At 71.8% G+C, this 21,223-nt stretch carries 25 protein-coding genes; 12 read left to right on the forward strand and 13 right to left on the reverse strand.

Features of this window, described 5'->3' with window-relative positions; all coding sequences use genetic code 11:
- Positions 1-160: 160 nt before the first annotated feature.
- Positions 161-1,384 carry an NADP-dependent malic enzyme gene (locus ACFWI4_RS34690; RefSeq protein WP_385400897.1) on the reverse strand — a complete coding sequence of 408 codons (1,224 nt, stop codon included), beginning with the start codon at positions 1,382-1,384 and terminating at the stop codon, positions 161-163.
- 538 nt (positions 1,385-1,922) lie between these two features.
- Between ACFWI4_RS34690 and ACFWI4_RS34695 the strand changes: the two genes are divergently transcribed.
- The 3 genes from ACFWI4_RS34695 to ACFWI4_RS34705 are packed head-to-tail and all read left to right on the forward strand — an operon-like array spanning position 1,923 to position 4,625.
- Positions 1,923-2,873 (forward strand): ABC transporter substrate-binding protein, encoded by a 951-nt coding sequence (locus tag ACFWI4_RS34695; protein ID WP_387204662.1) that lies wholly within the window; start codon positions 1,923-1,925, stop codon positions 2,871-2,873.
- A 28-nt stretch (positions 2,874-2,901) separates the two neighbouring features.
- The gene (locus tag ACFWI4_RS34700) at positions 2,902-3,867 is read left to right on the forward strand and encodes an amino acid ABC transporter permease (RefSeq protein WP_385400892.1); all 966 of its coding nucleotides are present in this window, start codon (positions 2,902-2,904) and stop codon (positions 3,865-3,867) included.
- Positions 3,864-4,625: an amino acid ABC transporter ATP-binding protein gene (locus ACFWI4_RS34705; protein WP_387204665.1), complete on the forward strand. Its 762-nt coding sequence runs from the start codon at positions 3,864-3,866 to the stop codon at positions 4,623-4,625. Before ACFWI4_RS34700 ends, ACFWI4_RS34705 begins: the two co-directional genes overlap by 4 nt.
- Before the next feature lie 84 nt (positions 4,626-4,709).
- Here the strand turns inward: ACFWI4_RS34705 and ACFWI4_RS34710 are convergent, their stop codons facing one another.
- The 3 genes from ACFWI4_RS34710 to ACFWI4_RS34720 form a co-directional block, all read right to left on the reverse strand.
- Positions 4,710-5,489 carry a hypothetical protein gene (locus tag ACFWI4_RS34710; RefSeq protein WP_387204668.1) on the reverse strand — a complete coding sequence of 260 codons (780 nt, stop codon included), beginning with the start codon at positions 5,487-5,489 and terminating at the stop codon, positions 4,710-4,712.
- Positions 5,486-5,974 carry a SigE family RNA polymerase sigma factor gene (locus ACFWI4_RS34715; RefSeq protein ID WP_387204671.1) on the reverse strand — a complete coding sequence of 163 codons (489 nt, stop codon included), beginning with the start codon at positions 5,972-5,974 and terminating at the stop codon, positions 5,486-5,488. The genes ACFWI4_RS34710 and ACFWI4_RS34715 overlap by 4 nt, the downstream gene beginning before the upstream one ends.
- Before the next feature lie 125 nt (positions 5,975-6,099).
- Positions 6,100-6,858: a class I SAM-dependent methyltransferase gene (locus ACFWI4_RS34720; RefSeq protein ID WP_387204674.1), complete on the reverse strand. Its 759-nt coding sequence runs from the start codon at positions 6,856-6,858 to the stop codon at positions 6,100-6,102.
- 100 nt (positions 6,859-6,958) lie between these two features.
- Here ACFWI4_RS34720 and ACFWI4_RS34725 point away from each other — a divergent pair, with 100 nt between their 5' ends.
- On the forward strand, positions 6,959-7,588 hold the full coding sequence (locus ACFWI4_RS34725; RefSeq protein ID WP_385400879.1) for a CGNR zinc finger domain-containing protein: 630 nt from the start codon (positions 6,959-6,961) through the stop codon (positions 7,586-7,588).
- Here the strand turns inward: ACFWI4_RS34725 and sodX are convergent.
- On the reverse strand, positions 7,492-7,926 hold the full coding sequence (gene sodX / locus ACFWI4_RS34730; protein ID WP_385400877.1) for a nickel-type superoxide dismutase maturation protease: 435 nt from the start codon (positions 7,924-7,926) through the stop codon (positions 7,492-7,494). The genes ACFWI4_RS34725 and sodX overlap by 97 nt on opposite strands.
- A gap of 145 nt (positions 7,927-8,071) precedes the next feature.
- Between sodX and sodN the strand changes: the two genes are divergently transcribed.
- Entirely contained in the window at positions 8,072-8,467 is a 396-nt protein-coding gene (sodN, locus tag ACFWI4_RS34735; protein WP_053662116.1) for a superoxide dismutase, Ni, read from the forward strand.
- Positions 8,468-8,607: 140 nt separating this feature from the next.
- Here sodN and ACFWI4_RS34740 read toward each other — a convergent pair whose 3' ends face one another.
- On the reverse strand, positions 8,608-8,805 hold the full coding sequence (locus tag ACFWI4_RS34740) for a hypothetical protein (protein WP_385400874.1): 198 nt from the start codon (positions 8,803-8,805) through the stop codon (positions 8,608-8,610).
- A 362-nt stretch (positions 8,806-9,167) separates the two neighbouring features.
- Between ACFWI4_RS34740 and ACFWI4_RS34745 the strand changes: the two genes are divergently transcribed.
- The 6 genes from ACFWI4_RS34745 (at position 9,168) to ACFWI4_RS34770 (ending at position 14,418) form a co-directional block, all read left to right on the forward strand.
- Positions 9,168-10,541 carry a DUF2254 family protein gene (locus ACFWI4_RS34745; protein ID WP_387204679.1) on the forward strand — a complete coding sequence of 458 codons (1,374 nt, stop codon included), beginning with the start codon at positions 9,168-9,170 and terminating at the stop codon, positions 10,539-10,541.
- 627 nt (positions 10,542-11,168) lie between these two features.
- Complete coding sequence (locus ACFWI4_RS34750; RefSeq protein WP_385400868.1) at positions 11,169-11,585, forward strand: SHOCT domain-containing protein; 417 nt, start codon at positions 11,169-11,171, stop codon at positions 11,583-11,585.
- Positions 11,586-11,735: 150 nt separating this feature from the next.
- Positions 11,736-12,116: a helix-turn-helix transcriptional regulator gene (locus tag ACFWI4_RS34755; RefSeq protein ID WP_385400921.1), complete on the forward strand. Its 381-nt coding sequence runs from the start codon at positions 11,736-11,738 to the stop codon at positions 12,114-12,116.
- Positions 12,117-12,181: 65 nt separating this feature from the next.
- Positions 12,182-12,601 carry a VOC family protein gene (locus tag ACFWI4_RS34760; RefSeq protein WP_385400864.1) on the forward strand — a complete coding sequence of 140 codons (420 nt, stop codon included), beginning with the start codon at positions 12,182-12,184 and terminating at the stop codon, positions 12,599-12,601.
- Between the two features lie 192 nt (positions 12,602-12,793).
- On the forward strand, positions 12,794-13,630 hold the full coding sequence (locus tag ACFWI4_RS34765; RefSeq protein ID WP_387204683.1) for a hypothetical protein: 837 nt from the start codon (positions 12,794-12,796) through the stop codon (positions 13,628-13,630).
- A complete protein-coding gene (locus ACFWI4_RS34770) occupies positions 13,627-14,418 on the forward strand; it encodes a VOC family protein (protein WP_387204686.1) in 792 nt (263 codons plus the stop codon). Before ACFWI4_RS34765 ends, ACFWI4_RS34770 begins: the two co-directional genes overlap by 4 nt.
- On the opposite strand, the gene ACFWI4_RS34775 is transcribed toward ACFWI4_RS34770, so the two are convergent.
- From ACFWI4_RS34775 to ACFWI4_RS34805, 7 genes are all read right to left on the reverse strand, one after another.
- Positions 14,415-14,759, reverse strand: a complete 345-nt coding sequence (locus ACFWI4_RS34775; RefSeq protein WP_387204689.1) for a DUF952 domain-containing protein — start codon at positions 14,757-14,759, stop codon at positions 14,415-14,417. The two genes, ACFWI4_RS34770 and ACFWI4_RS34775, sit on opposite strands and share 4 nt — an antisense overlap.
- A gap of 10 nt (positions 14,760-14,769) precedes the next feature.
- Positions 14,770-15,996 (reverse strand): RNA polymerase sigma factor, encoded by a 1,227-nt coding sequence (locus ACFWI4_RS34780; RefSeq protein WP_387204692.1) that lies wholly within the window; start codon positions 15,994-15,996, stop codon positions 14,770-14,772.
- 5 nt (positions 15,997-16,001) lie between these two features.
- Positions 16,002-16,415 (reverse strand): YciI family protein, encoded by a 414-nt coding sequence (locus ACFWI4_RS34785; protein WP_385400850.1) that lies wholly within the window; start codon positions 16,413-16,415, stop codon positions 16,002-16,004.
- A gap of 184 nt (positions 16,416-16,599) precedes the next feature.
- Positions 16,600-16,878, reverse strand: coding sequence for a hypothetical protein (locus tag ACFWI4_RS34790; protein WP_387204696.1), 279 nt, complete (start codon positions 16,876-16,878; stop codon positions 16,600-16,602).
- 72 nt (positions 16,879-16,950) lie between these two features.
- Positions 16,951-17,589 (reverse strand): GNAT family N-acetyltransferase, encoded by a 639-nt coding sequence (locus ACFWI4_RS34795; protein WP_387204699.1) that lies wholly within the window; start codon positions 17,587-17,589, stop codon positions 16,951-16,953.
- 224 nt (positions 17,590-17,813) lie between these two features.
- Positions 17,814-18,938 (reverse strand): family 2 encapsulin nanocompartment cargo protein polyprenyl transferase, encoded by a 1,125-nt coding sequence (locus ACFWI4_RS34800; RefSeq protein ID WP_387204751.1) that lies wholly within the window; start codon positions 18,936-18,938, stop codon positions 17,814-17,816.
- Positions 18,939-18,940: 2 nt separating this feature from the next.
- Positions 18,941-20,347, reverse strand: coding sequence for a family 2B encapsulin nanocompartment shell protein (locus ACFWI4_RS34805; protein WP_339131401.1), 1,407 nt, complete (start codon positions 20,345-20,347; stop codon positions 18,941-18,943).
- A gap of 259 nt (positions 20,348-20,606) precedes the next feature.
- On the opposite strand from ACFWI4_RS34805, the gene ACFWI4_RS34810 reads away from it, so the two are divergent.
- A complete protein-coding gene (locus ACFWI4_RS34810) occupies positions 20,607-21,197 on the forward strand; it encodes an N-acetylmuramoyl-L-alanine amidase (RefSeq protein ID WP_387204702.1) in 591 nt (196 codons plus the stop codon).
- Positions 21,198-21,223: the final 26 nt, after the last annotated feature.

The raw sequence follows: 21,223 nt of genomic DNA on the forward strand, positions 1-21,223 counted from the left end.
GGCTGGAACTCTCCGGCGAGGAAAATTCAGCCCCTCCGGCGATTGAGGAGCGGGGGTCCGGGGGCGGCGCCCCCGTGACGGGACGGGCAGGGGCGGAGGGGGCGAAAAACCCTTGGCCCCGCCGGAAGCTTTCCGGCGGGGCCAAGCGGGGCGCTGCGCGTCAGCGGCGGGCGACGCCCTCCGCACGGGCGGCGGCCGCCACCGCGGCCGTCACCGCCGGAGCCACCCGCTCGTCGAACGGCGAGGGAATGACGTAGTCCGCGGCGAGGTCGTCCCCGACGACCGCGGCCAGCGCGTCGGCGGCGGCGATCTTCATGCCCTCGGTGATCCGGGAGGCCCGGACCTGGAGCGCACCGGCGAAGATCCCCGGGAAGGCCAGCACGTTGTTGATCTGGTTCGGGAAGTCCGACCGCCCGGTCGCGACGACGGCCGCGTACTTGTGGGCGATCTCCGGGTGCACCTCGGGGTTCGGGTTGGCCATCGCGAAGACGAAGGCACCCTCAGCCATGGAGGCGACCGCCGGCTCCGGGACCGTACCGCCGGAGACGCCGATGAAGACGTCGGCGCCCGCGAGCGCCTCCTCCAGCGAACCGGAGATCCCCGCCTTGTTGGTGATCTCCGCCAGCTCCCGCTTGACGTCCGTCAGGTCGTCCCGGTCACGGGACACGACGCCCTTGCGGTCGGCGACCGCGACGTCACCGAGGCCCGCCTCCAGCAGGAACTTGGCGATGGCGATACCGGCCGCGCCCGCGCCGGAGATCACCGCGCGCAGGTCGCCGAGCGAGCGCCCGGTGAGCCTGGCGGCGTTCCGCAGGGCCGCGAGGGTGACCACCGCGGTCCCGTGCTGGTCGTCGTGGAAGACCGGGATGTCCAGTCGCTCCTGGAGCCTGCGCTCGATCTCGAAGCACCGCGGTGCCGAGATGTCCTCCAGGTTGACTCCGCCGAAGGAGGGAGCGAGCCGGACCACGGTCTCGACGATCTCGTCGACGCCGGTGCAGGCGAGCGCGATCGGCACCGCGTCCACACCGCCGAACTGCTTGAACAGAATGGCCTTGCCCTCCATGACGGGGAGCGAGGCCTCCGGGCCGATGTCACCGAGCCCGAGCACTGCCGTGCCGTCGGTCACCACAGCGACCACGGACGACTTCCACGTGTAGTCGTGGACGAGTTCCGGCTGCTCGGCGATCGCGCTGCACACCTTCGCGACGCCGGGCGTGTAAGCCAGGGACAGGTCGTCCTTGTTGCGGACGGGCACGGTGGCTTGCACTGCCATCTTGCCGCCGCGGTGCAGCGCGAAAGCCGGGTCGAAGGAATCGAGGGGCTCTGCCCCGCCTTCGTGATCCGTACTGCTGTCGCTGCGAGGATTGACGATCTCCGCTGCCACTTTGTTTTACCCCTTAAGTCTTCAATATCGAGGGTGGCCACTCCTGGTTGAGGGGTGGGCGGGCACCGCGCAGGCCCTGCCGCCGTGGTTGCGTACGGGCCGCTGCGCGACGGGCGCGCCGCACACGCGCCCTGAGCCCCGGATGAGGGGTGTAAAGAACCTTCTTACCGGACGGATGGTGTCGAGGACGAGTCCATAGAGCCAAGATCACACGTCGGTGAGATGACTCATGCCCTGATCCATTGACACGTACCGACATGTCCTCGTTCGGACACGAGTGCCGTGTAGCGGTCTTCCGCCTGCGGCGATGCACCGAAGATCTTCCCGCCGGAAGAACGGATTCCCGGACAAGATCCGGCGCCACCGGACGGCCCGGCGTTGGTTCGGGGGTCACCCGTTATCCGATTTTGACATAGCGGCCACCCTGAATCTCGCGGTCCGAATGGCAAGATGCCGTCATTACACGAGGTCGCGACACTCGATGGTGTGTGTTTCCGTCGACCTATCGGCTACTCCCAGATCCGCCGGAGGAACCCTCATGACCGCACGCACCACCCGTCGTACCAAGGCCGCGCAGTCCCGGATAGCAGCGGTCGGCGCGATCGCGGTCGCCGGCGCACTGGTCCTCACCGGCTGCGGTGACCAGACCAAGAAGGACAGCTCCGGCACGGCCACCAACAGTGCGCCGCTCTTCTCCAAGCTGCCCAAGAGCATCCAGGACGCGGGTGTCGTCAAGGTCGGCACGAACGCCGAGTACGCGCCCATGGAGTCGACCGAGGGCGGCAAGATCGTCGGTGTCGACCCGGACCTGGCCGACGCGCTGGCCAAGCAGCTCGGCGTGAAGTTCGAGTTCACCTCGGGCTCCTTCGACGGCCTGATCACCGCCGTCAACTCGGGCCGCTACGACATCGGCATGTCGTCCATCACGGACAACAAGCAGCGCCAGGAAGGCCTGGACGACAAGGGCAAGAAGCTCGGCGAGGGCGTCGACTTCGTGGACTACTTCACGGCCGGTACGGCCATCTACGTGAAGAAGGGCAACCCCGAGGGCATCAAGGGCATCGAGGACCTCTGCGGCAAGGTCGCGGCGGTGCAGCAGGGCACGACGTACGAGACGGCCCTGAAGGACCAGTCCAAGAAGTGCACGGACGCCGGCAAGAAGGCCATCAACATCGAGTCGTTCCAGAACGACACCGAGGCCCAGACCCGTGTGAAGTCCGGCGGTGCCGTGGCCGGCATCAACGACTACCCGGTGGCGGTCGACCTGTCCAACAAGGCCGACGGCGGCAAGGCCTTCGAGGTCATCAACAAGCAGTACGACGCCGGACCGTTCGGCATCATCCTGAACAAGAAGAACACCCAGCTCCGCGACGCGCTGAAGGAAGCCGTCGACGCGATCATCAAGGACGGCTCGTACCAGAAGGTCCTGGAGAAGTGGGGCGCCCAGTCCGGCGCGATCTCGCAGTCCGCGATCAACGGCGGCAAGTAAGCCGAGCGCACCACTGAAGGGCAGTCACGTGACTGACAAACTCGACAAGTCCCCCTCGGACACCCCGCCCCCGGGCGACTCGGTGTCCGCGGGTGCGGCGTCCGGGCCGGCTCCGGAGACCATCAAGGCGATCCCCGTCCGGCACTACGGCCGGTGGATCAGCGGCGTCATCGTCCTCGCGCTGCTGGTGGCGCTCGGGATCGCGTTCTCGCACGGCAACATCCAGTGGCACACGGTGGGCGACCAGCTCTTCGTCTCCACCGTCGTCCAGGGTGCCGGCCGCACGCTGCTGATCAGCATCCTCGCCATGATCGTGGGTGTGGTGCTCGGCATCCTCCTCGCGGTGATGCGGCTCTCGAAGAACCCGGTGACCAGCACGGTCGCGTGGCTGTACATCTGGTTCTTCCGCGGCACCCCGGTCTACGTCCAGCTGCTGCTGTGGTTCAACCTGGCGCTGATCTTCCCGGTGCTGAACCTCGGGCCGATCTACAAGAACAACATGACGGACGTCATGACCCCGTTCATGTGCGCCCTGCTCGGTCTCGGTCTGAACGAGGCCGCGTACATGGCCGAGATCTGCCGCGCCGGCCTGCTGGCCGTCGACGAGGGCCAGACCGAGGCCGCCCAGGCCCTCGGCATGAGCCACACCAAGACGCTGTTCCGCATCGTGATCCCGCAGGCGATGCGGGTGATCGTGCCGCCGACCGGCAACGAGTTCATCAACATGCTGAAGACCTCGTCGCTGGTGTACGCGGTCACGTACAACGAGCTGCTGCGTTCCACCTCGGCGATCGGCTCCACGTCGTACGCCGTCATGGAGATGCTGTTCGTGGCCTCCATCTGGTACCTGGCCATGACCAGCGTGTTCAGCGTCTTCCAGTACTACCTGGAGCGCTACTACGCACGCGGTTCCAGCCGCAGCCTGCCGCCGACGGTCTTCCAGAAGATCAAGACGAACATGCTCGGGCTCGGCAGTGGGAGGGGCAAGGCATGACCGCGATGGTGAAGTCGGAGGGCGTGCACAAGTCCTTCGGCCCGGTGGAGGTCCTCAAGGGCATCGACCTGGAGGTGAACACCGGTGAGGTGTTCTGCCTGATCGGCCCGTCCGGCTCCGGCAAGTCGACCTTCCTGAGGTGCATCAACCACCTGGAGAAGATCAACGCCGGCCGCCTGTACGTCGACGGCGATCTGGTGGGCTACCGCCAGAAGGGCGACAAGCTCTACGAGCTCAAGGACAGCGAAGTCGCCCTGAAGCGCCGTGACATCGGCATGGTCTTCCAGCGCTTCAACCTGTTCCCGCACATGACGGCCGTCGAGAACGTCATGGAAGCGCCGATCCAGGTGAAGGGCGTCAAGAAGTCGGACGCCCGGGACCGCGCGATGGAGCTGCTGGAGCGCGTCGGCCTCGGCGACAAGGCGAAGAACTACCCCTCGCAGCTGTCCGGCGGCCAGCAGCAGCGTGTGGCGATCGCCCGCGCGCTGGCGATGGACCCGAAGCTGATGCTCTTCGACGAGCCGACCTCGGCGCTGGACCCGGAGCTGGTCGGTGACGTCCTCGACGTCATGCGCGACCTCGCCGAGTCCGGTATGACGATGGTCGTCGTCACGCACGAGATGGGCTTCGCCCGTGAGGTCGGCGACAGCCTGGTCTTCATGGACGGCGGTGTGGTCGTCGAGTCGGGCAACCCGCGTGACGTCCTGACGGACCCGCAGCACGAGCGCACCAAGTCGTTCCTGTCGAAGGTCCTCTGACCGGAACACCCGCGCCCCTGGGCGCAGGAAAAGGGGCGGTACGGGTCTCCCGTACCGCCCCTTCCGCTGTCTCCGCCCCGTCCGTTACTTCAGCAGAGCCGGGTTCTGGACCAGCTCGGCGAGCTGGGCCCGGGTCAGCGGCGGGGTCTTGAGCAGCGGGCCGAGCCGGCCCTTGCCCTGGAATCCGGTGCTGGCCCGCACATCGAGGAAGCCGCCGTCCTTCAGGACCAGCCGCGCCTCGAACTCCCGCCCCCCGGCCGGAACCGGGTGCAGGGCGGGATCGGACGGAGGCGTCTCCCAGACGGCCAGGAGCCTGCCGTCGGACAGCTTCCGCGTGGTGCAGCCGAGGCGTCCGTCCTTGGGAGCGTCCTTGCAGGGGTTGCCCAGACCCTTGCCGCCCGTCTTCGCCGAGACCACGGACGGGGTGACCACGCCCACGGAGATGTAGCCGACCCCGCCGGGCCGGGCGACGGCGTAGGCGCCGTCGTACGGGCCGACCGGCTTGGGCTCGGGGGCCTTCGGATCCTGCTTGAACAGACGCACCAGCGAGATCTCGCTGATCTTCCCGGTCCCGGCGGGGAGCAGCTTCGCGAAGCGGCCCGCCTTCGTCGTGTACTCGCCGGCCGTCGGCGTGCTCGCCACGCTCGTGCCGTGCCCGGTGCCGGAAAGCACGCCGGGTCCGAGGACCAGCCCGGCCGCGACGGCCGCCGCGACGGCGCCGGTCACCGCCGTGCGCCGCTGCCACCGCACCCGCGAGGCCTTGGCGAAGACCGCCTCGCCGCCCGGGCTCCCGGGCACCCGGACGTCGCCCACGGCCCGCCCGAGCAGCTCCCTCACGTACTCCGTCTCCGCTTCCTGATTCATGCGTACTCCTCCCGCACCGCGGCCCTCAGTGCCGCGAGTCCCCTGGCCGTGTGGCTCTTGACCGTGCTCTCGCGCATCCCGAGGACCTGGGCCGTGGCGGCCACGCTCAGGTCCTCCCAGTAGCGCAGGACGAGCACGGCCCGCTGTTTCGGCGCGAGTTCCGCGAGCGCGGCCCGCACCATGAGTCCCGTGTCGCTGTCGACCGACCGCCCCGCCACGTCCGGCACCTCGCCGTACGCGTGCTCGCGCCGCCAGAACCGGCGGCGGGCGGAGATGAAGGTGTTGACCAGCGTCTTGCGCGCGTAGGCCTCGAGACTTTCGAGGCGTCCGTGCCGCCGCGCGCCGAGGACGACCTTCACCAGCGTCGTCTGGACGAGGTCCTCGGCCTCGTCGCGATTGCCGCACAGCAGATAGGCACTGCGGAACAGGGCCGTCCGTCTGCCCTCCACGAAAGCGTGCAGAGCGGCTTCCTCGCCGCGCGTCATCCCGCCCCCTTCCCGGCCCGCGCTCGCGGACCGTCTCACCCTTCCAGTGCGGCGGGAGGTGCCGCAGGACGCGGAAGAGGCGGTACGGATTTTCCGTACCGCCTCCAACAGGGTTCGCGGGTGGCTTACTTGACCGCGAGCACCAGCGCGTCCGACGGGGAGCGCCAGACCGGGCGGGCCTCGCCGAAGCCCTGTTCGCGCAGGACGCGCGCGTGCCAGTCGGCGGAGGGCATGTCGCCGTCGGCGTGCTCGCCGTAGATCTCGAAGCGGCGGGCGGTGGGTCCGGCGAGGACGGGGTCCTGGGCGGCCACCTTCCACCAATCGGCCCAGTCGAGGGCGCCGGCGAGCCTTGCCCGGTCCATCCGGGCGTGGCGCTGGGCGCGGTCGGCGGCGTTGATCCGGGGTGTCGTCTCGTCGATCATGTGGTCGGCGTTCATGAACACACCGCCGTCGCGGACGAGTTCGGCGATCTGGCCGTAGAGGACGGTGAGGGGTCCGCTGTGCAGCCAGTGCAGGGCGGTGGCGGTCAGGACCGCGTCGTACGTGTCGTACGGCAGCCGGGCGCGCCAGTCGGGGTCCTTGAGGTCGGCGGTGACGAGGGTGACGCGGTCGTCGCCGGCGAAGGTGCCCTCGGCGATGGCGAGGAGGGCGGGGTCGAGGGCGACGCCGGTGCTGGTGGCTCCGGGGAGGCGGGCGAGCAGCCGGGCGGTGATGGTGCCGGTGCCGCAGGCGAGGTCGAGGACGCGGGGCGCGGGTCCGGTGAGCGCCTCGGTCATGTCGAGCATCACCCGGAAGCGCTCCTCGCGGTCCGGCATGTACCACTCCTGCTGCCGGTCCCAGCTCCGCTGCCAGGCGTCCCAGTCGGTTCCGGTGCCGATGGCCATGAAAGCCCCTCCTCCAGTCGACCACGTAATACCCTGTAAGCGCGATCAGCTGTTACCTGACCACCGCCACGACGATAGAGCGCCTCCGTAAGGACTACAAGTGGAACTGGCCTATTACTCGGATTACGCCGTCCGCCTCGTCAACACCGAGGAACCGGCCCGGGGCAAGGACGCGCTGACCTCCGTCGAGGCCGTGCGCGACCTGTTCGGGGGCAACGCCTCGGCGGCCCGGCGCGCCGCGGAGGCCGACGTCACCCGCTTCCGTTCGGTACGGGGGCGGCTGCGCGCGGTCTTCGAGGCGGCAGCCGGCGGCGAGGAGACCCTCGCCGTGGACCTGCTGAACTCGCTGCTCCTGGAATTCCCGGTGAGCCCGCAGATCTCGGGGCACGACCACCGCGACGACGACGGCCGTCCGCTGTGGCACATGCACCTGGCGGACCACCCCTCGAACGCGACCGCGGGCTACGCGGCGATCGCGGCGATGGGACTGGCCTTCCATCTCACCGAGTACGGCGTCGACCGGCTCGGCCTGTGCGAGGCGGCCCCGTGCCGCAACGCCTACCTGGACACCTCGACCAACCGCTCCCGGCGCTACTGCTCGGACCGCTGCGCGACCCGCGCCAACGTCGCCGCCTACCGCGCCCGCAAGCGCCTGGAGGCGGACCGGGCGGGAAGCACGGGCCTGGCGGCCACCAGCACCCAGCGGACCACGGCGAACGGCGAACGCTGACCCGACTTCGGCGGGCGGAACCGGAACCGCACCTTCCCGAGGACGAGTTCCTCGGGGACGGTTCCGTAGTCGGTGCTGTCCCCGCCCGCGAACGCGTTGTCGCCGAGCACCCACCAGCCGCCGTCGCGCCGCTCCGCGATCCGCTTCACGACGAGCAGGTCCTGCTGGAACGGGTGCCGCAGGACGACGACGTCACCCGGCCCCACCCTCGCCCCCCAGTGGACGACGAGCCTGTCCCCGTGCTGGAGGGTGGGCACCATCGAAGGGCCCGTCACCTCCGCGGCCCCGAAGGGCAGCAGGGCCTTCCCCCGCTCGGTCTCCTGCGACAGCTCCGGCATCGACGGCACCTCCCCGGTCCTATCCTCCACCAGTCCCAGTTTCACCCCGGACTTTTGTCGTAAGCCCATGGGGGCACTCGCGAAATACCCTCTCCCACGGAGTAATGTCCCACCTGAGAAGACGATCACGAGGAAGGACAGCTCAATGCTCTCCCGCCTGTTTGCCCCCAAGGTCAAGGTCAGCGCGCACTGCGACCTGCCCTGCGGCGTGTACGACCCGGCCCAGGCCCGCATCGAGGCGGAGTCGGTCAAGGCCGTCCAGGACAAGATGGCCGGCAACGACGACCCGCACTTCCAGGCTCGCGCCACCGTCATCAAGGAGCAGCGCGCCGAGCTCGCCAAGCACCACGTGTCGGTGCTCTGGAGCGACTACTTCAAGCCCCCGCACTTCGAGAAGTACCCGGAGCTGCACCAGCTGGTCAACGACACCCTCAAGGCCCTCTCGGCCGCGAAGGCGTCCACCGACCCGGCGACGGGCCAGAAGGCGCTGGACTACATCGCCCAGATCGACAAGATCTTCTGGGAGACCAAGAAGGCCTGACCTTCGTCCGGGCCGTCCGAACCGCGTCCGCGCGGCTCGCGCCGCCTGCTCGTCCGCACCCGGTCCGCGGGGGCGCCGCACCCGGCGTCCCGACGGACCGGGTGCGTTCTGCTTTTCCGGGGGCGGCCGGGGTTCCGTGGTCACACGGGCATCTGGCGCATCTCGATCACCCGCAGGCCCAGGGCCTGGAACCGGGTGAGCAGTCCGTAGAGATGGGCGTCGTCGATGACCGTGCCGAAGAACAGGGTCTGCTCCTTCGTACGAACCCTGTCGAGCTCGGAGAAGGCCGAGGCGAGCGTGTCCGAAACAATGCCGGCGATGCGGAATTCGTAGCGCATACGAGCACTTCCCTCGGGGCCGGGGCGCGGGGTCCGCTGCGATGCCCTGCCATCGTCGGTCGCGCCCGCCGATGTGGCATCCCCCGGTGCGGGCGACATCCGTCCGCCCCGGAACGCTCCCGCTCACACCCTCGCCCTACCACCTTCCACCCGGGCCCCGGCACCGCGCCCTCCGGGAGCGGAAAAAGGTCCGGGAATCCAGGACGGGTGAGCGTACGGAGCTCCCCTCCGCCCCGGCCGCTCACCTGCGAGGGGTGAGAGCGCCGGGCGGGGAGCGGTGATGCGGAGGGCCGCGTCGGCGGCGAACCTTGAGGGGCGGGTCCGCGTTCCGCCGGCCCCGGGACCGGCCCGGAGGATGTCCGATGAACGTTCTCGCGGCGGCCGGCCGGAACGCCTCCGTCCGCACCGGCCGTGCCGCGTTCGGCCGTCGGCGGCGGCTGCGCTCGGGCCTGCTGCAACTGGCTTCCGTCGGCGTCGGACTGGGTCTTGGCCTGGTCGTCCCTGAGCTCCGCGGGGGGCCCTCGCTGCCGGCCCGCCCGGTGGCCGAGCTGCTGCTCGCGACCGCGTTCGGGGTGCTCGGCGCGGCCACCGTCATCTTCTCCGTGCTGTTCCTGGTGGTGCAGTGGGCGGCCACCACCTTCACCCCCCGGCTCACCCTCTTCCGGGACGCGCCGATCGTGTGGCGGACCTTCGCCTTCGTCATCGGACTGGCCGTCTTCTGTGCCACCGCTGCCCTGGACGTCGCCGGCCGGGACGAGGTCACCGTGATCGTGCCCGCCGTCACGGGCGTCCTGCTGCTCCTGCTGCTGACACTGCTGCGCGGCCTGCTGCTCCAGGCGGTCGCCGCGATCCAGCTGGCCCCGGTCCTGCGCTCCGTCCGCGAACGGGGCGGCCGCGCCCTCGACGCCCTCGACGCCCTCCGCAGCGGCGGCGCAGACACGGCGGGGGCGGCGGGCACGGGTGGCGGGGGCGGGGTGTCCGCGGAGTCCGGTGGGTGGAGGTCCGACGATGCGGCGGGCCGGACGTGGTCGACGGTTCGCTGGCCGGGGGACGGCACGGTGCTGCGGCGCGTGGACACCGGCCGGCTGGCGGAGGCCGCCGGGGCGGCCGGCGCCGTCGTCGTCCTGCGGGTGAGCCCCGGCACCACCCTGCGGCACGGAGCCGCGGTCGCCGAGGTCCACGACGGCGACCTCCCCGCCTCCGCCGTGCTGCGCGCCCTGGAGACCGGCGCCGAACGGACCTTCGACCAGGATCCCGGCCTCGCGTTCCGCCTCCTCGCCGACATCGCGCTCCGGGCCCTGTCCCCGGCGGTCAACGACCCCGCCACCGCGGTGCAGGCGCTGGACGCCGTGGAGGACCTGCTGTCCCGGCCGGTTCCGGAGCGCGGGCGGCACACGGTCGCCGACCGGGCCGGCACCGTACGCGTGGTCGTCCCGATGCCCGGCCGCGAGGACTTCCTGCGGACCGCGCTCGACGACGTGATCCCGGCGGCCAGGAACTCCCCGATGGTCCTCCTGCGCCTCCGCACCCTCCTGGAGGACCTCCGCGAGAGCGGCCACGACCGCCCCGCCGGGCCGCCCGACCGGCGCCTGGCCTGGGTCGACGAACAGCTCGACACCGGATTTCCCCGGCTGCGGGACTCCCTCGCGCGCGAGGACGGGGACGGCGGACCACCCGCGGGGAACGGGCCGGATACGGCGGGCGGGGACGCAGGGGGACGGCCGGACCGCAGGTGAACCGGGTCCCCGGAGCCGCGAGGACCACCCGGGAGCCCCTGCCGGCCGGATCCGCGAGCTCACCCGCGAAGGGTGATCCGGCGGGCCGGGGGACGACCGCACTCTGGAGCCGAAGCAAGACGTCACGCGTCAGAGAGGGCACCGCTCATGGCCTGCATCCAGCGGCAGATCCGGCCCGTGCCGGGTGTGCCGTGCCCCGGGCCCGTCCGCCACGGCGGCCCGAAGGACCCCGTACGGTCCCTCGTGTCCCCGCGGCGCCAGGGACCCCCGCGGCGCACGCCGTCGACGCGGCCCCTGCCCCCGTACGACGCCCCTGCCGTCGCACCGGCCACGCCGAGCACACCGGAGGGCCCCGTCACGGTCCGCCCCGTGTGTCCGGGGGGTCCGGCTCGCCCCCCGCCTTCGAGCGTCTGTCCGCCGGCGGACACCGCGGCAACGTGACCCGTCCGCCCGACCACCGCGCTCCGCGCACCGACCCGCCAGGCCCTGCCGACCGGCCGCGAACCCATGGCGGCCGGGCCTGGGCGGAATCCCCGAGAAAGCGACCCGGCGCCCGGCGACAGTTCGATCCGCCCGACACCAAGGCAACGCTCGCGGAGATGTCGCACCAACGACAGGAGTTCGACCATGAACGGCTCGACGGTCAATCTGGCAGCGGACTATCCCCTGCTCCAGGTCTTCTGGACCACGATGTGGTTCTTCCTCTGGATCCTCTGGTTCATGCTGCTGTTCCGCGTCATCGGGGACATCTTCCGCGACGACGACCTGAACGGCTGGGGCAAGGCGGGCTGGTGCGTCTTCGTCGTCATCCTGCCCTTCCTGGGCATCTTCGTGTACCTGATCGCGCGGGGCCGCGGCATGGGCGAGCGCGAGATGCGGCGCATCCAGAAGAGCCAGGAGGACATGAACGCCTACATCCGGGAGACCGCCGGCAGCGGCACCGGCAAGGCCGATGAACTGGCGAAGCTCGCGGACCTCAAGAACCACGGCCACATCACGGCCGAGGAGTTCGAGAAGGCCAAGGCCAAGGTCCTCGCCGCCTGACCGCGCGCGGACCCCGCGCGCACACGACCACCGCCGTCCCCCGGGCCAGTGATCCCCCGGGGGGCGGCGGTTCCCTTGTGCCATTCTGGGGACGTGGCGAATCCCAGACCGCTCGAAGACCTGGTCCGGCTGCGGCAGGCGCGCGACCGGATGAACCGCGCGTACGCGGAGCCGTGGGACATGGCCACGCTCGCGCGCACCGCGCTGATGTCGCCGGGACACTTCCAGCGCAGCTTCCGGGAGGCGTTCGGCGAGACGCCCTACACCTATCTGATGACCCGGCGGATCGAGCGCGCGAAGGCCCTGCTGCGGCGCGGCGACATGACGGTGACCGAGGTGTGCTTCGCGGTCGGGTGCACCTCGCTCGGCTCCTTCAGCTCCCGGTTCACCGAACTGGTGGGCGAGACGCCGAGCGCGTACCGGGCCCGTCCGCACGACCACGGCGCCCCCATCCCCTCCTGCGTGTCCCGCCGGCTGACCCGTCCGGCCCGCCACCCCAACCCGGAGGCGGAACCGGGCACACGCCTCTAGGACCTGTCCGACGAGCCCGGGGACAGCGCCCTCCGCCGGGGCCGGACAAGGCCTAGGTTGGAGACATGGATCTGAAACTGTCCCAGTGCTTCATCTCCGTCGACGACCACGACAAGGCGCTCGCCTTCTACCGCGACGTACTGGGCCTGGAGGTCCGGGGCGACGTCGGCTTCGAGGGGATGCGGTGGGTCACCGTGGGCTCCCCGCTCCAGCCGGACGTGGAGATCGTCCTGGAGCCCCCGGCCGCCGACCCCGACGCCTCCGCCGCGGACAAGCAGGCCATGGCCCAGCTGCTGGCCAAGGGGATGCTGCGCGGAGTGATCTTCTCGACGACCGACTGCGACGAGCTGTTCGAACGGGTGCGGGCCTCGGGCGCCGACGTCGTCCAGGAACCCGAGGATCAGCCGTACGGCGTGCGGGACTGCGCTTTCCGCGACCCGGCCGGCAACCTCCTGCGCTTCACCCAGAAGCGCGCCGGGCGCTGACCGGGAGCCCGGGGGCGGCGGAGACCGGGACCGGCCGGGAGACCGGGACCGGCCGGGAGACCGGGGCCGGCCGGGACCGGAGGCCGGGGGTGGCGGGAGGCCGGGAACGGGCGGGAGAGACACTACGGGTTCCGCGGGCGCCGGCCGCCCGGGGAACGATCCGCCCGCACACTCCGACTCCGAGGAGCCACCGTGCCGTCCGCACGCCCCCGCGTCCTGTTCGTCAGCGACCTGGCCTATCCGGCCAAGGGGCGGCGGTACTGCGACGAGGACATCGCCCTGACCTCGCGGCTGCGCGAGGACTTCGACATCGCCGTCTGCCACCCGCTGGACGCGGCCGCGCTGACGACCGGCTTCGACGCCGTGGTCGTACGCAACAGCGGTCCCGTCCTGCACCACCAGGCCGCCTACGACGAGTTCCGCGAGCGGGCGCTCGCGGAGGGAGTCCGCGTCTACAACCAGCTCTCCGGCAAGGGGGACATGGCCGGCAAGGGCTACCTGCTGGAGCTCACCGCGGCCGGGTTCCCCGTCATCCCGACCGTCGACCGCGCAGAGGACCTGGGCAGGCTGCCCGAGGCCGCGACGTACGTGGTGAAGCCCCGGCAGGGGGCGGACTCCATCGGCCTGGAGTTCGTGCCGCGCGAGGAGCTCGCCGGCCTGCCGTTCGGCGACATCCTCGTCCAGCCGCGCGTCGAGTTCCGCTACGAGGTGTCGTTCTACTTCGTCGACGACACCCTCCAGTACGCCCTGTACGCGCCCGACCCGGAGCGGCGCTGGGCCCTGGAACCCTACGAACCCACCGACGAGGACCGGGAGTTCGCGCAGCGGTTCGTCGACTGGAACGACATCCGGCACGGCATCCAGCGCGTGGACGCCTGCCGGGCCCCCGGCGGCGAGCTGCTGCTCGTCGAGCTGGAGGACCTCAACCCGTATCTGTCCCTGGACGTCCTCTCCCCCGAGGCCCGGGACTCCTTCGTCGCGCGGATGAAGACGTCGCTGCGCGCCCTGATCGCGCTGGAGACCGTATGAGCCGCGGGGGCGGCGGGGCGGAGACCGTCGCGCCGGTCACGGGCCCGGTCGTCCGGTGGACCCATGTCTTCGTCGACCGGCCCGCCGCGGACCTCGGAACCGCGCTCGGATTCTGGACGGCGGTCACCGGTACGGAACCGTCCGAACCCCGGGGCGAGCGCGGCGAGTTCGTGACGCTGCTGCCCGGCGAGGGCGACGCCTGCGTGAAGGCGCAGGGCGTCCAGGACGGCCCCGGGGGCGCGCATCTGTGCCTGTCCGTGGAGGAGGTGCCGGAACTGGTGGACCTGGCGCTGCGCCTGGGTGCGGCGCTCGTGGCGGACCACGGCCGGTGGGCCGTACTGCGCTCCCCCGGCGGCCAGTTGTTCTGCGCGGTGCCCTGGGACGGGCAGTCCGTGCGGCCGCCGGTCGTCGAGGGTCCGGCCGGGGCGACGAGCCGCCTCGACCAGGTGAGCATCGACCTGGCACCGGGCGTGTTCGACGCCGAGGCCGTGTTCTGGAGCGGGCTCACGGGCTGGGAGTCCCTTCCGGGGGCGCTCCCGGAGTTCCACCTGATCAGGCCGCCCGCCGGGCTGCCGCTGCGCATCCTGCTGCAACGGCTCGGCACCGACCGCCCCACCTCGGCCCACCTGGACCTCGCCTGCTCGGACGTCGAAGCGGTCCGGGCCCGCCACGAGGCCCTCGGCGCGACCATGGTCGGCCGGGGCGCACGCTGGACGGTGATGCGCGACCCCGCCGGCGGCGTGTACTGCCTGACCGGCCGCGACCCCGCGACGGGCAGCCTGCCTTAGCCGCCGGTGCCCTGCGGGTCCCAGGGCTCCACGGCCACGACGGCGGTCGTCTCGATCGGGCCGTAGACGTGCGGGAACTCCTCCCCGCCGGGGCTCATGGCCTCGAAGCGGACCGGCGCCGTGAGCCGTTCGGGGTCGATCACCAGGACCACCAGGTCGTCGGGGCCGGTGTAGGAGCCGTACACCATGGCCGCCACGGCGGGGAGTTGGCGGCGCAGCGAGCAGTGGATGAAGCCCTCCTCCTCCAGGGTCCGGCCGCGGGTGGAGATCTCGAAGGTGCCCGACGCGCGGGCCGCGTCCCACAGGGAGCGCTCGGTCAGGTGCAGCAGAGGTTCCGACATGGGGACCACGCTATGACCGCAGCCGTGCCGCGCGCACTTCCAGATAGCGGCGCTCGGGCAGGCTGAGGGTCTTGGCGGCCGCCGACGCGTAGGCGGCGCGGGCGGCGGCCGGGTCGCCGGCGCGCTCCAGGAGATGGCCCCGGACCGCGTCCAGCCGGTGTCCTGCGGCCGACTCGCCCTCCAGCAGGTCGAGTTCGGCGAGCGCGGCGTGCGGCCCGTGCACCATGGCCACGGCGACCGCGCGGTTGAGGCGCTCGACGGGGCCCGGGACCCGGCGGACGAGGAGGTCGTACAGGCCGAGGATCTCGGTCCAGTCCGTCGCCTCCGGCGAAGGTGCCTCGTCGTGGACGGCCGCGATGGCGGCCCGGAGCGCGTAGGGGCCGGCCGGACCGAGCGCCAGTGCCTCGGTGACCAGGCCCACCCCCTCCTCGATCGCCGCCGCGTCCCAGCGGGCGCGGTCCTGTTCGTCGAGCGGGACGAGTTCGCCGTGCGGCCCGGTCCGCGCCGCGCGCCGGGCGTCGGTGAGCAGCATCAGCGCCAGCAGCCCGGTCACCTCGCCGTCCTCGGGCAGCAGTTGCCGGACCGTACGGGTCAACCGGATGGCCTCCTGGGCGAGTTCGGCACGCTGGAGCGCACGGCCCGAGGTCGCCGTGTAGCCCTCGTTGAAGATCAGGTAGAGGGTGTGCAGGACGGCGGGTAGCCGTTGCTCCCAGTGCTCGGGGCGGCCGAGGCCGACGCCCCGGATCCGCTGTTTGGCCCGGCTGATGCGCTGGGCCATGGTCGCCTCGGGCACCAGGTACGCCCGCGCGATCTCCGCCGTGGTCAGACCGCCGACGGCGCGCAGGGTGAGGGCGATCTGCGCGGGCGGGGACAGGGCGGGCTGGCAGCACAGGAAGAGGAGGGTGAGCGTGTCGTCCTGGGACGGGGCGCGGTCCGCGCCCGGCGGCGGCGCGGTGAAGGCGTCGCGCGGGGTCAGCGCCGCGGCCTTCTCCTCGCGCAGCCGCCGTGCCTGCTCGGCACGCAGCGCGTCGACGAGCCGCCGCGAGGCGACCTTGATCAGCCATCCGCGCGGGTTGTCCGGCACCCCGTTCTCCGGCCACTGCCCGGCGGCGGCGAGCAGCGCCTCCTGGGTGGCGTCCTCGGCGGCGTCGAAGTGCCCGTAGCGGCGCACGAGCGCGCCGAGGACCTGCGGCGCGTGGCGGCGCAGCAGGTCCTCGACCTCGGTCGGGCCGGTCATCCCGCTCAGAGGTCCCCGGCGCCTTCCTGGACGGGCCGGATGACGACCGGGCGTCCGGTGCCGCCCTCGGGGCCCGGGCAGCGGGTGACCCGCTCGGCGATCTCGGTGACCCGCTCCAGGCTCGCGCAGTCGACCAGCCAGTAGCCGGCCATCAGCTCCTTGGTCTCGCTGTACGGGCCGTCGGTGATCACGGCCTTGCCGTCGGGGCCCAGGTCGACCTGGCGGGCCCGCGCGGGGTCGGTCAGCCCCTGGGCGTCGACGAGTTCACCGGACTCGGAGAGGTCGTCGCTGATCGCGCCCATGTAGGCGTACATGGCCTGGAGTTCCTGTTCGTTCCAGGCCGGCGACTGCGCGGAGGCGTTGCCCCGCATGCCCTCGTAGTCGGCCTGTGTGCCCTGCACCATCACCAGGTACTTCATGAGTCCGCTCCTTCGGCTTCCTCGGCTCGGACCGCCCGTGGCGGGCGGCTCTCACAGGGGACGTCGGAGCCGGTCCGCGTTTCTCTACACGTCCGCGCACTTCTTTTTCCCGGTGCCGCACGGATGATGTCCGGCCGGTGCCCGACCGGCGTCCGACTGTCGTCCGACTGGCATCCGGTGCGGGTCAGGGCTTCTCGGCCGCGGTCTCCTCCGGGAGGGCCCGCGCCTGTTCCGGCGCCGGCTCCGGTGCCGGCGCCCTCACCGGCTCCTGCGCCTGCGCCTCCGCCGGTGCCTCCGCCTGCGCATGTCCGTGGCCCGGCTCGTGCGCGAAGTCCGCGCAGTCCGGGTTGCGGCAGGGTCCGGGACCCCATCGGGGCACCCAGGCGCCCAGCGTCTTGTACCGGTGCACGACCGTGGCGACCGGCTGCCCGCATGCGGGACATACATGCTCATCGGTGCCCATGCCTTCAGGGTAGGACGGCGCACCGGACGCTTCCTGTCGTGCGCGCCGGTCCCGGAGTCCGCCGCCCCGGACCTAGACCTGTGCCGTTGGACGCGGTTCGCGCCACATGGGCCACATGCGCGGGCCGTCCGGCAGGTCGAGGGGGCTGCCCGTGAGCTCGAAGCCGAGCCGTTCGTACAGGGCGCGGCTGCGGGCGTTGCTGGCCTCCAGATAGGCGGCCAGTCCCTCGCGGTCGCAGCGGTCGAGGACGGACTCGATCAGCGCGCCGCCGAGCCCCTCGCCCTGGCGCTCCGGCGCCACCCCGATCATCCACAGGTAGGCGTGGGCCCGCCCCTCGGGGTGGATGCCCGCCGTCAGCCGGCCGATCAGCTCGACCCGCTCGTTGTCCGGGTCGACGGCCGCGCGGAGCTGCGCGGGACCGTCCTCGTCCGCCCCGTCGCCGCCGGTGTCCCCCTCGCCCACGCCGTCGTGGTGCGCGGCGGGCACGGACAGCCACAGCGCGCACGCCGAACCGTCCTCGGCCAGGTCTATGCGTCCCTCCGCGAGCACGACGTCGGTGAAGGCCGCCATCAGCCCGGGGTGCTTCGCGCGCCGGTGCGCGGGGTCGGGGAAGACCCAGTTGCTCACCGGATCGTCCTGGAAGGCCTCGTCCAGCAGCCCGACGACCAGTTCCCGGTCCGCCTCGCCCGCCACCCGGATCGCCACACCCATGACCAGTCCCGCCCTTCGCCCCAACCAGCCTCGACCGTACGGCGGTTGAGCCTAATACGGCTGGGTGCGGACGCCTGCCCGCCGGGTACCCGGGAGGCGGCCGGGCGTGGGTCCCGCACGCCGTGGGGACGCGCGGGGCCCGCCTCCGGAGCCGGACGGCGCGCGGGCGTCAGGTTCCGCGCGCCGCCCGGGGTTCCGGGGTCGGAGGGCCCGGGGTGCGGGCCTCAGTCGCTGCGCCGCGTGACGAACTCGGCGAGCGCGATGAGCCCGCCCGCCGTCTCGGGGTCGGGGACCGCGCGCGACAGCTCGTGCAGGGCCCGGGACATCCGGTCCACCGCCTGGGCCTGCGCCCAGTCGCGCCCGCCCGCTCTCTCGACGGCCCGCGCCGTGCGCTCCAGTTCCCCTTCCCGGTACGGCGCCGCGTACAGACCGGCGAGTTCGGCGGCCGCCGGGGTGCCCGAGGTGAGCGCGGCGACCACGGGCAGCGACTTCTTGCGGGCGGCGAGGTCCGCCCCGGCGGCCTTGCCGGTGCGGCCCGGGTTCCCCCAGATCCCGATCACGTCGTCGATCAGCTGGAAGGCGAGCCCCGCCTGCCGGCCGAAGGCGTCCAGCGCCTCCACGTCCCCGGCGTCCGCCCCCGCGTACAGCGCGCCGATGGCGCAGGCGCTGCCGAGCAGGGCGCCCGTCTTCGCCTCGGCCATGGCGAGGCACTCGTCGAGGGTGACCTCGTCCGGGCCGAGCTTCTCCATGGCCGTGTCCGTGTGCTGTCCGGCGCACAGTTCGACGACGCAGCCCGCGAGCCGGGCCGCGGCCGCCGGGGACGCCGGGTGCGGGTCCTCGGCGAGGAGCCGCAGGGCCAGCGCCTGGAGGGCGTCCCCGGCGAGGATCGCGTCGGCGTCGCCGAACACGGTCCACGCGGTGGGACGGTGTCTGCGGGTGGTGTCCCGGTCCATCAGGTCGTCGTGCAGCAGGCTGAAGTTGTGGATCAGCTCCACGGCGGCGGCCGCCCGTACGGCCGTCGCGTGCTGTCCGCCGAGCGCCTGGACCGCGCTCAGCACGAGCGCGGGGCGGATGGCCTTGCCCGCGTTGCCCGCCGCGGGAGTGCCGTCCGCCTGCTCCCAGCCGAAGTGGTACAGGGCGACCCTGCGCATCGAGCCCGGCAGCGAGTCGAGGGCCCGGCGCAGTTCGGGGTCGACCAGCGCCCGCGCGCGTTCCAGGACGGCCGCGGCCTCCTGCACGTCGGGCGGGCCCGGCGGCTCCCGTTCCTCCGCGGGTCTCCCGACGGTACCGCGCCCCCGCCGTGGTCCCGCCCCGGAAGGCGGGACCACGAGGCGCTCCGCGTCGCGGATCGTCACCGCCAGCGGCCGATCTCGACGTTCTCCAGGATGCCGAGGGCGTCCGGCACCAGGACGGCCGCCGAGTAGTACGCCGTCACCAGGTAGGAGATGATCGCCTGTTCGTTGATGCCCATGAAGCGCACGGACAGGCTCGGCTCGATCTCGTCGGGGATGCCCGCCTGCTGGAGCCCGACCACTCCCTGTTCGGCCTCGCCGGTGCGCATGGCGATGATCGAGGTCGTCCGGGCGTCGCTGACCGGGATCTTGTTGCACGGGAAGAGCGGGACCCCGCGCCAGGTCGGGATGCGGTTGCCGGCCACCTCGATGCTCTCGGGGACGAGCCCGCGCTTGTTCAGTTCGCGGCCGAACGCGGAGATCGCGCGCGGGTGGGCGAGGAACAGCTTGGTGCCGCGGCGGCGGCTGAGCAGCTCGTCCAGGTCGTCGGGGCTCGGTACGCCGTCGTGCGGCTGGAGCCGCTGGTCGTACTCGCAGTTGTTGAGCAGGCCGAACTCGCGGTTGTTGATGAGCTCGTGCTCCTGGCGCTCCTTCAGCGCCTCCACGGTGAGCCGCAGCTGCTGCTCGGTCTGGTTCATCGGCTGGTTGTAGAGGTCGGCCACGCGGGTGTGCAGCCGCAGGACGGTCTGGGCGATGCTCAGTTCGTACTCGCGCGGGGACGCCTCGTAGTCCACGAAGGTGCCCGGGATGTCCTGCTCGCCGGTGTGGCCTGCCGCGAGGTCGATCTCCTTCTCGCCGTACTTGTTCGTGCGCTGCGACGGGATCGCGCGCAGTTCCGTGAGGTGTGCGTTCAGGGACTCCGAGCGTTCCGCCACCTGTTCGAGGTCGTTGCGGGGCAGGACGAGCACGGTCACCGCCGTCACCGCGCGGGCCGTGTACTCCCAGATGGCCTCCGGGTCGATGAGCGACTGTTCGCCGAAGTACGCGCCGTCGGCGAGGACTCCGAGCACCGCGTCGCCCCCGTAGGGGCCGGTGCCGATCTTCTCGACCTTGCCGTGCGCGAGGAGGAACACCTCCTCGGCCCGGCTGCCGAAGGAGGCCAGGACCTCGCCGGGGGCGAACTCCCGCTGCTGGCACCGCTGGGCGAGTTCGCCCAGTACGTCGTGATCCTCGTACGACCGCAGCACGGACAGTTCCCCGAGTTCCGCGGGGATGACCTGCACGCGGTCGCCGGTCTTGACGAACGTCACCCGGCCGTCGCCCACGGAGTAGCTGAGCCGCCGGTTCACGCGGTACGTGCCACCCTGCACGTTCACCCACGGAAGCATGCGCAGCAGCCACCGCGAGCTGATCTCCTGCATCTGTGGCGCGGACTTGGTGGTGGTGGCCAGGTTCCGCGCGGCTGATGTGCCGAGACTCTGCTGCGGACGGTTCTGCTCCGCGCGGACCTCTTCGCCTACCGACATGAAAATTGCCCTCCCGGTCGTGCACTGATCTTCACGGCCAAGCCTTCCATCACGGAGCGTGCCCGTGCCATTACACGAATGAGGGGGAATGGATCACTCCGGAGCTGGGCAGGGAGGGGCGTTCCCGTTCCCGGCCGGCTGACCGGATCGGCTCGCACGCTGTGCGAACGGGTGGGCCCGGCGGCCCGGCCGCCTATAGAAGCTGCGGTACCAGACGGCCACGGCAGGGTGGCCGGCGTACAGCGCGAAGGAGTCGGCCATGGCATCGCCCATGTCCGCGGACAGTTTCCTGGGCCGGATCAGGGACGAAGGCGTCCATGTCGTCGAGGTCGGCGACTGGCGGCATCACAACCGCAACCAGAAGGGCCCGTGGGGGCCGGTGCACGGGGTGATGATCCACCACACGGTGACCTCGGGCGGCGCGCTCACGGTCGGACTGTGCCGCGAGGGCCGCGAGGACCTGCCCGGACCGCTGTGCCACGGGGTCATCACCAAGGACGGTGTCGTGCACCTGGTCGGCTACGGCCGTGCCAACCACGCGGGTCTCGGCGACGACGACGTGCTGCGCGCGGTGATCGCCGAGAAGGCGCTGCCGCACGACAACGAGGCGAACACCGACGGCAACCGTCACTTCTACGGCTTCGAGTGCGAGAACCTCGGCGACGGCAAGGACCCGTGGCCCGAGGCGCAGCTCGACGCCATCGCCAAGGCCTGTGCCGCGATCTGCCGGTTCCACGGCTGGACGGAACGCTCGGTCATCGGCCACCTGGAGTGGCAGCCGGGGAAGGTGGACCCGCGGGGCTTCACGATGGACTTCCTGCGCGGGCGCGTCCGCGAGCAGCTGAAGTGAGCTGACGGGCGGGGGCGGAGCCGAGG

It is taken from the genome of Streptomyces sp. NPDC127038 (assembly GCF_042725875.1).
Lineage (GTDB): Bacteria > Actinomycetota > Actinomycetes > Streptomycetales > Streptomycetaceae > Streptomyces.

What these genes read in the sequence shown, in the direction of transcription:
- ACFWI4_RS34705 (WP_387204665.1), top strand. Translation starts at nt 3,864, where the DNA reads ATGACCGCGATGGTGAAGTCGGAGGGCGTGCACAAGTCCTTCGGCCCG.
- ACFWI4_RS34760 (WP_385400864.1), top strand. Translation starts at nt 12,182, where the DNA reads ATGGATCTGAAACTGTCCCAGTGCTTCATCTCCGTCGACGACCACGAC.
- ACFWI4_RS34745 (WP_387204679.1), top strand. Translation starts at nt 9,168, where the DNA reads ATGAACGTTCTCGCGGCGGCCGGCCGGAACGCCTCCGTCCGCACCGGC.
- ACFWI4_RS34710 (WP_387204668.1), bottom strand. Translation starts at nt 5,489, where the DNA reads ATGAATCAGGAAGCGGAGACGGAGTACGTGAGGGAGCTGCTCGGGCGG.
- sodN (WP_053662116.1), top strand. Translation starts at nt 8,072, where the DNA reads ATGCTCTCCCGCCTGTTTGCCCCCAAGGTCAAGGTCAGCGCGCACTGC.
- ACFWI4_RS34785 (WP_385400850.1), bottom strand. Translation starts at nt 16,415, where the DNA reads ATGAAGTACCTGGTGATGGTGCAGGGCACACAGGCCGACTACGAGGGC.
- ACFWI4_RS34805 (WP_339131401.1), bottom strand. Translation starts at nt 20,347, where the DNA reads ATGTCGGTAGGCGAAGAGGTCCGCGCGGAGCAGAACCGTCCGCAGCAG.
- ACFWI4_RS34770 (WP_387204686.1), top strand. Translation starts at nt 13,627, where the DNA reads ATGAGCCGCGGGGGCGGCGGGGCGGAGACCGTCGCGCCGGTCACGGGC.
- ACFWI4_RS34790 (WP_387204696.1), bottom strand. Translation starts at nt 16,878, where the DNA reads ATGGGCACCGATGAGCATGTATGTCCCGCATGCGGGCAGCCGGTCGCC.
- ACFWI4_RS34695 (WP_387204662.1), top strand. Translation starts at nt 1,923, where the DNA reads ATGACCGCACGCACCACCCGTCGTACCAAGGCCGCGCAGTCCCGGATA.
- ACFWI4_RS34750 (WP_385400868.1), top strand. Translation starts at nt 11,169, where the DNA reads ATGAACGGCTCGACGGTCAATCTGGCAGCGGACTATCCCCTGCTCCAG.
- ACFWI4_RS34740 (WP_385400874.1), bottom strand. Translation starts at nt 8,805, where the DNA reads ATGCGCTACGAATTCCGCATCGCCGGCATTGTTTCGGACACGCTCGCC.
- ACFWI4_RS34755 (WP_385400921.1), top strand. Translation starts at nt 11,736, where the DNA reads ATGAACCGCGCGTACGCGGAGCCGTGGGACATGGCCACGCTCGCGCGC.
- sodX (WP_385400877.1), bottom strand. Translation starts at nt 7,926, where the DNA reads ATGCCGGAGCTGTCGCAGGAGACCGAGCGGGGGAAGGCCCTGCTGCCC.
- ACFWI4_RS34715 (WP_387204671.1), bottom strand. Translation starts at nt 5,974, where the DNA reads ATGACGCGCGGCGAGGAAGCCGCTCTGCACGCTTTCGTGGAGGGCAGA.
- ACFWI4_RS34720 (WP_387204674.1), bottom strand. Translation starts at nt 6,858, where the DNA reads ATGGCCATCGGCACCGGAACCGACTGGGACGCCTGGCAGCGGAGCTGG.
- ACFWI4_RS34775 (WP_387204689.1), bottom strand. Translation starts at nt 14,759, where the DNA reads ATGTCGGAACCTCTGCTGCACCTGACCGAGCGCTCCCTGTGGGACGCG.
- ACFWI4_RS34780 (WP_387204692.1), bottom strand. Translation starts at nt 15,996, where the DNA reads ATGACCGGCCCGACCGAGGTCGAGGACCTGCTGCGCCGCCACGCGCCG.
- ACFWI4_RS34795 (WP_387204699.1), bottom strand. Translation starts at nt 17,589, where the DNA reads ATGGGTGTGGCGATCCGGGTGGCGGGCGAGGCGGACCGGGAACTGGTC.
- ACFWI4_RS34810 (WP_387204702.1), top strand. Translation starts at nt 20,607, where the DNA reads ATGGCATCGCCCATGTCCGCGGACAGTTTCCTGGGCCGGATCAGGGAC.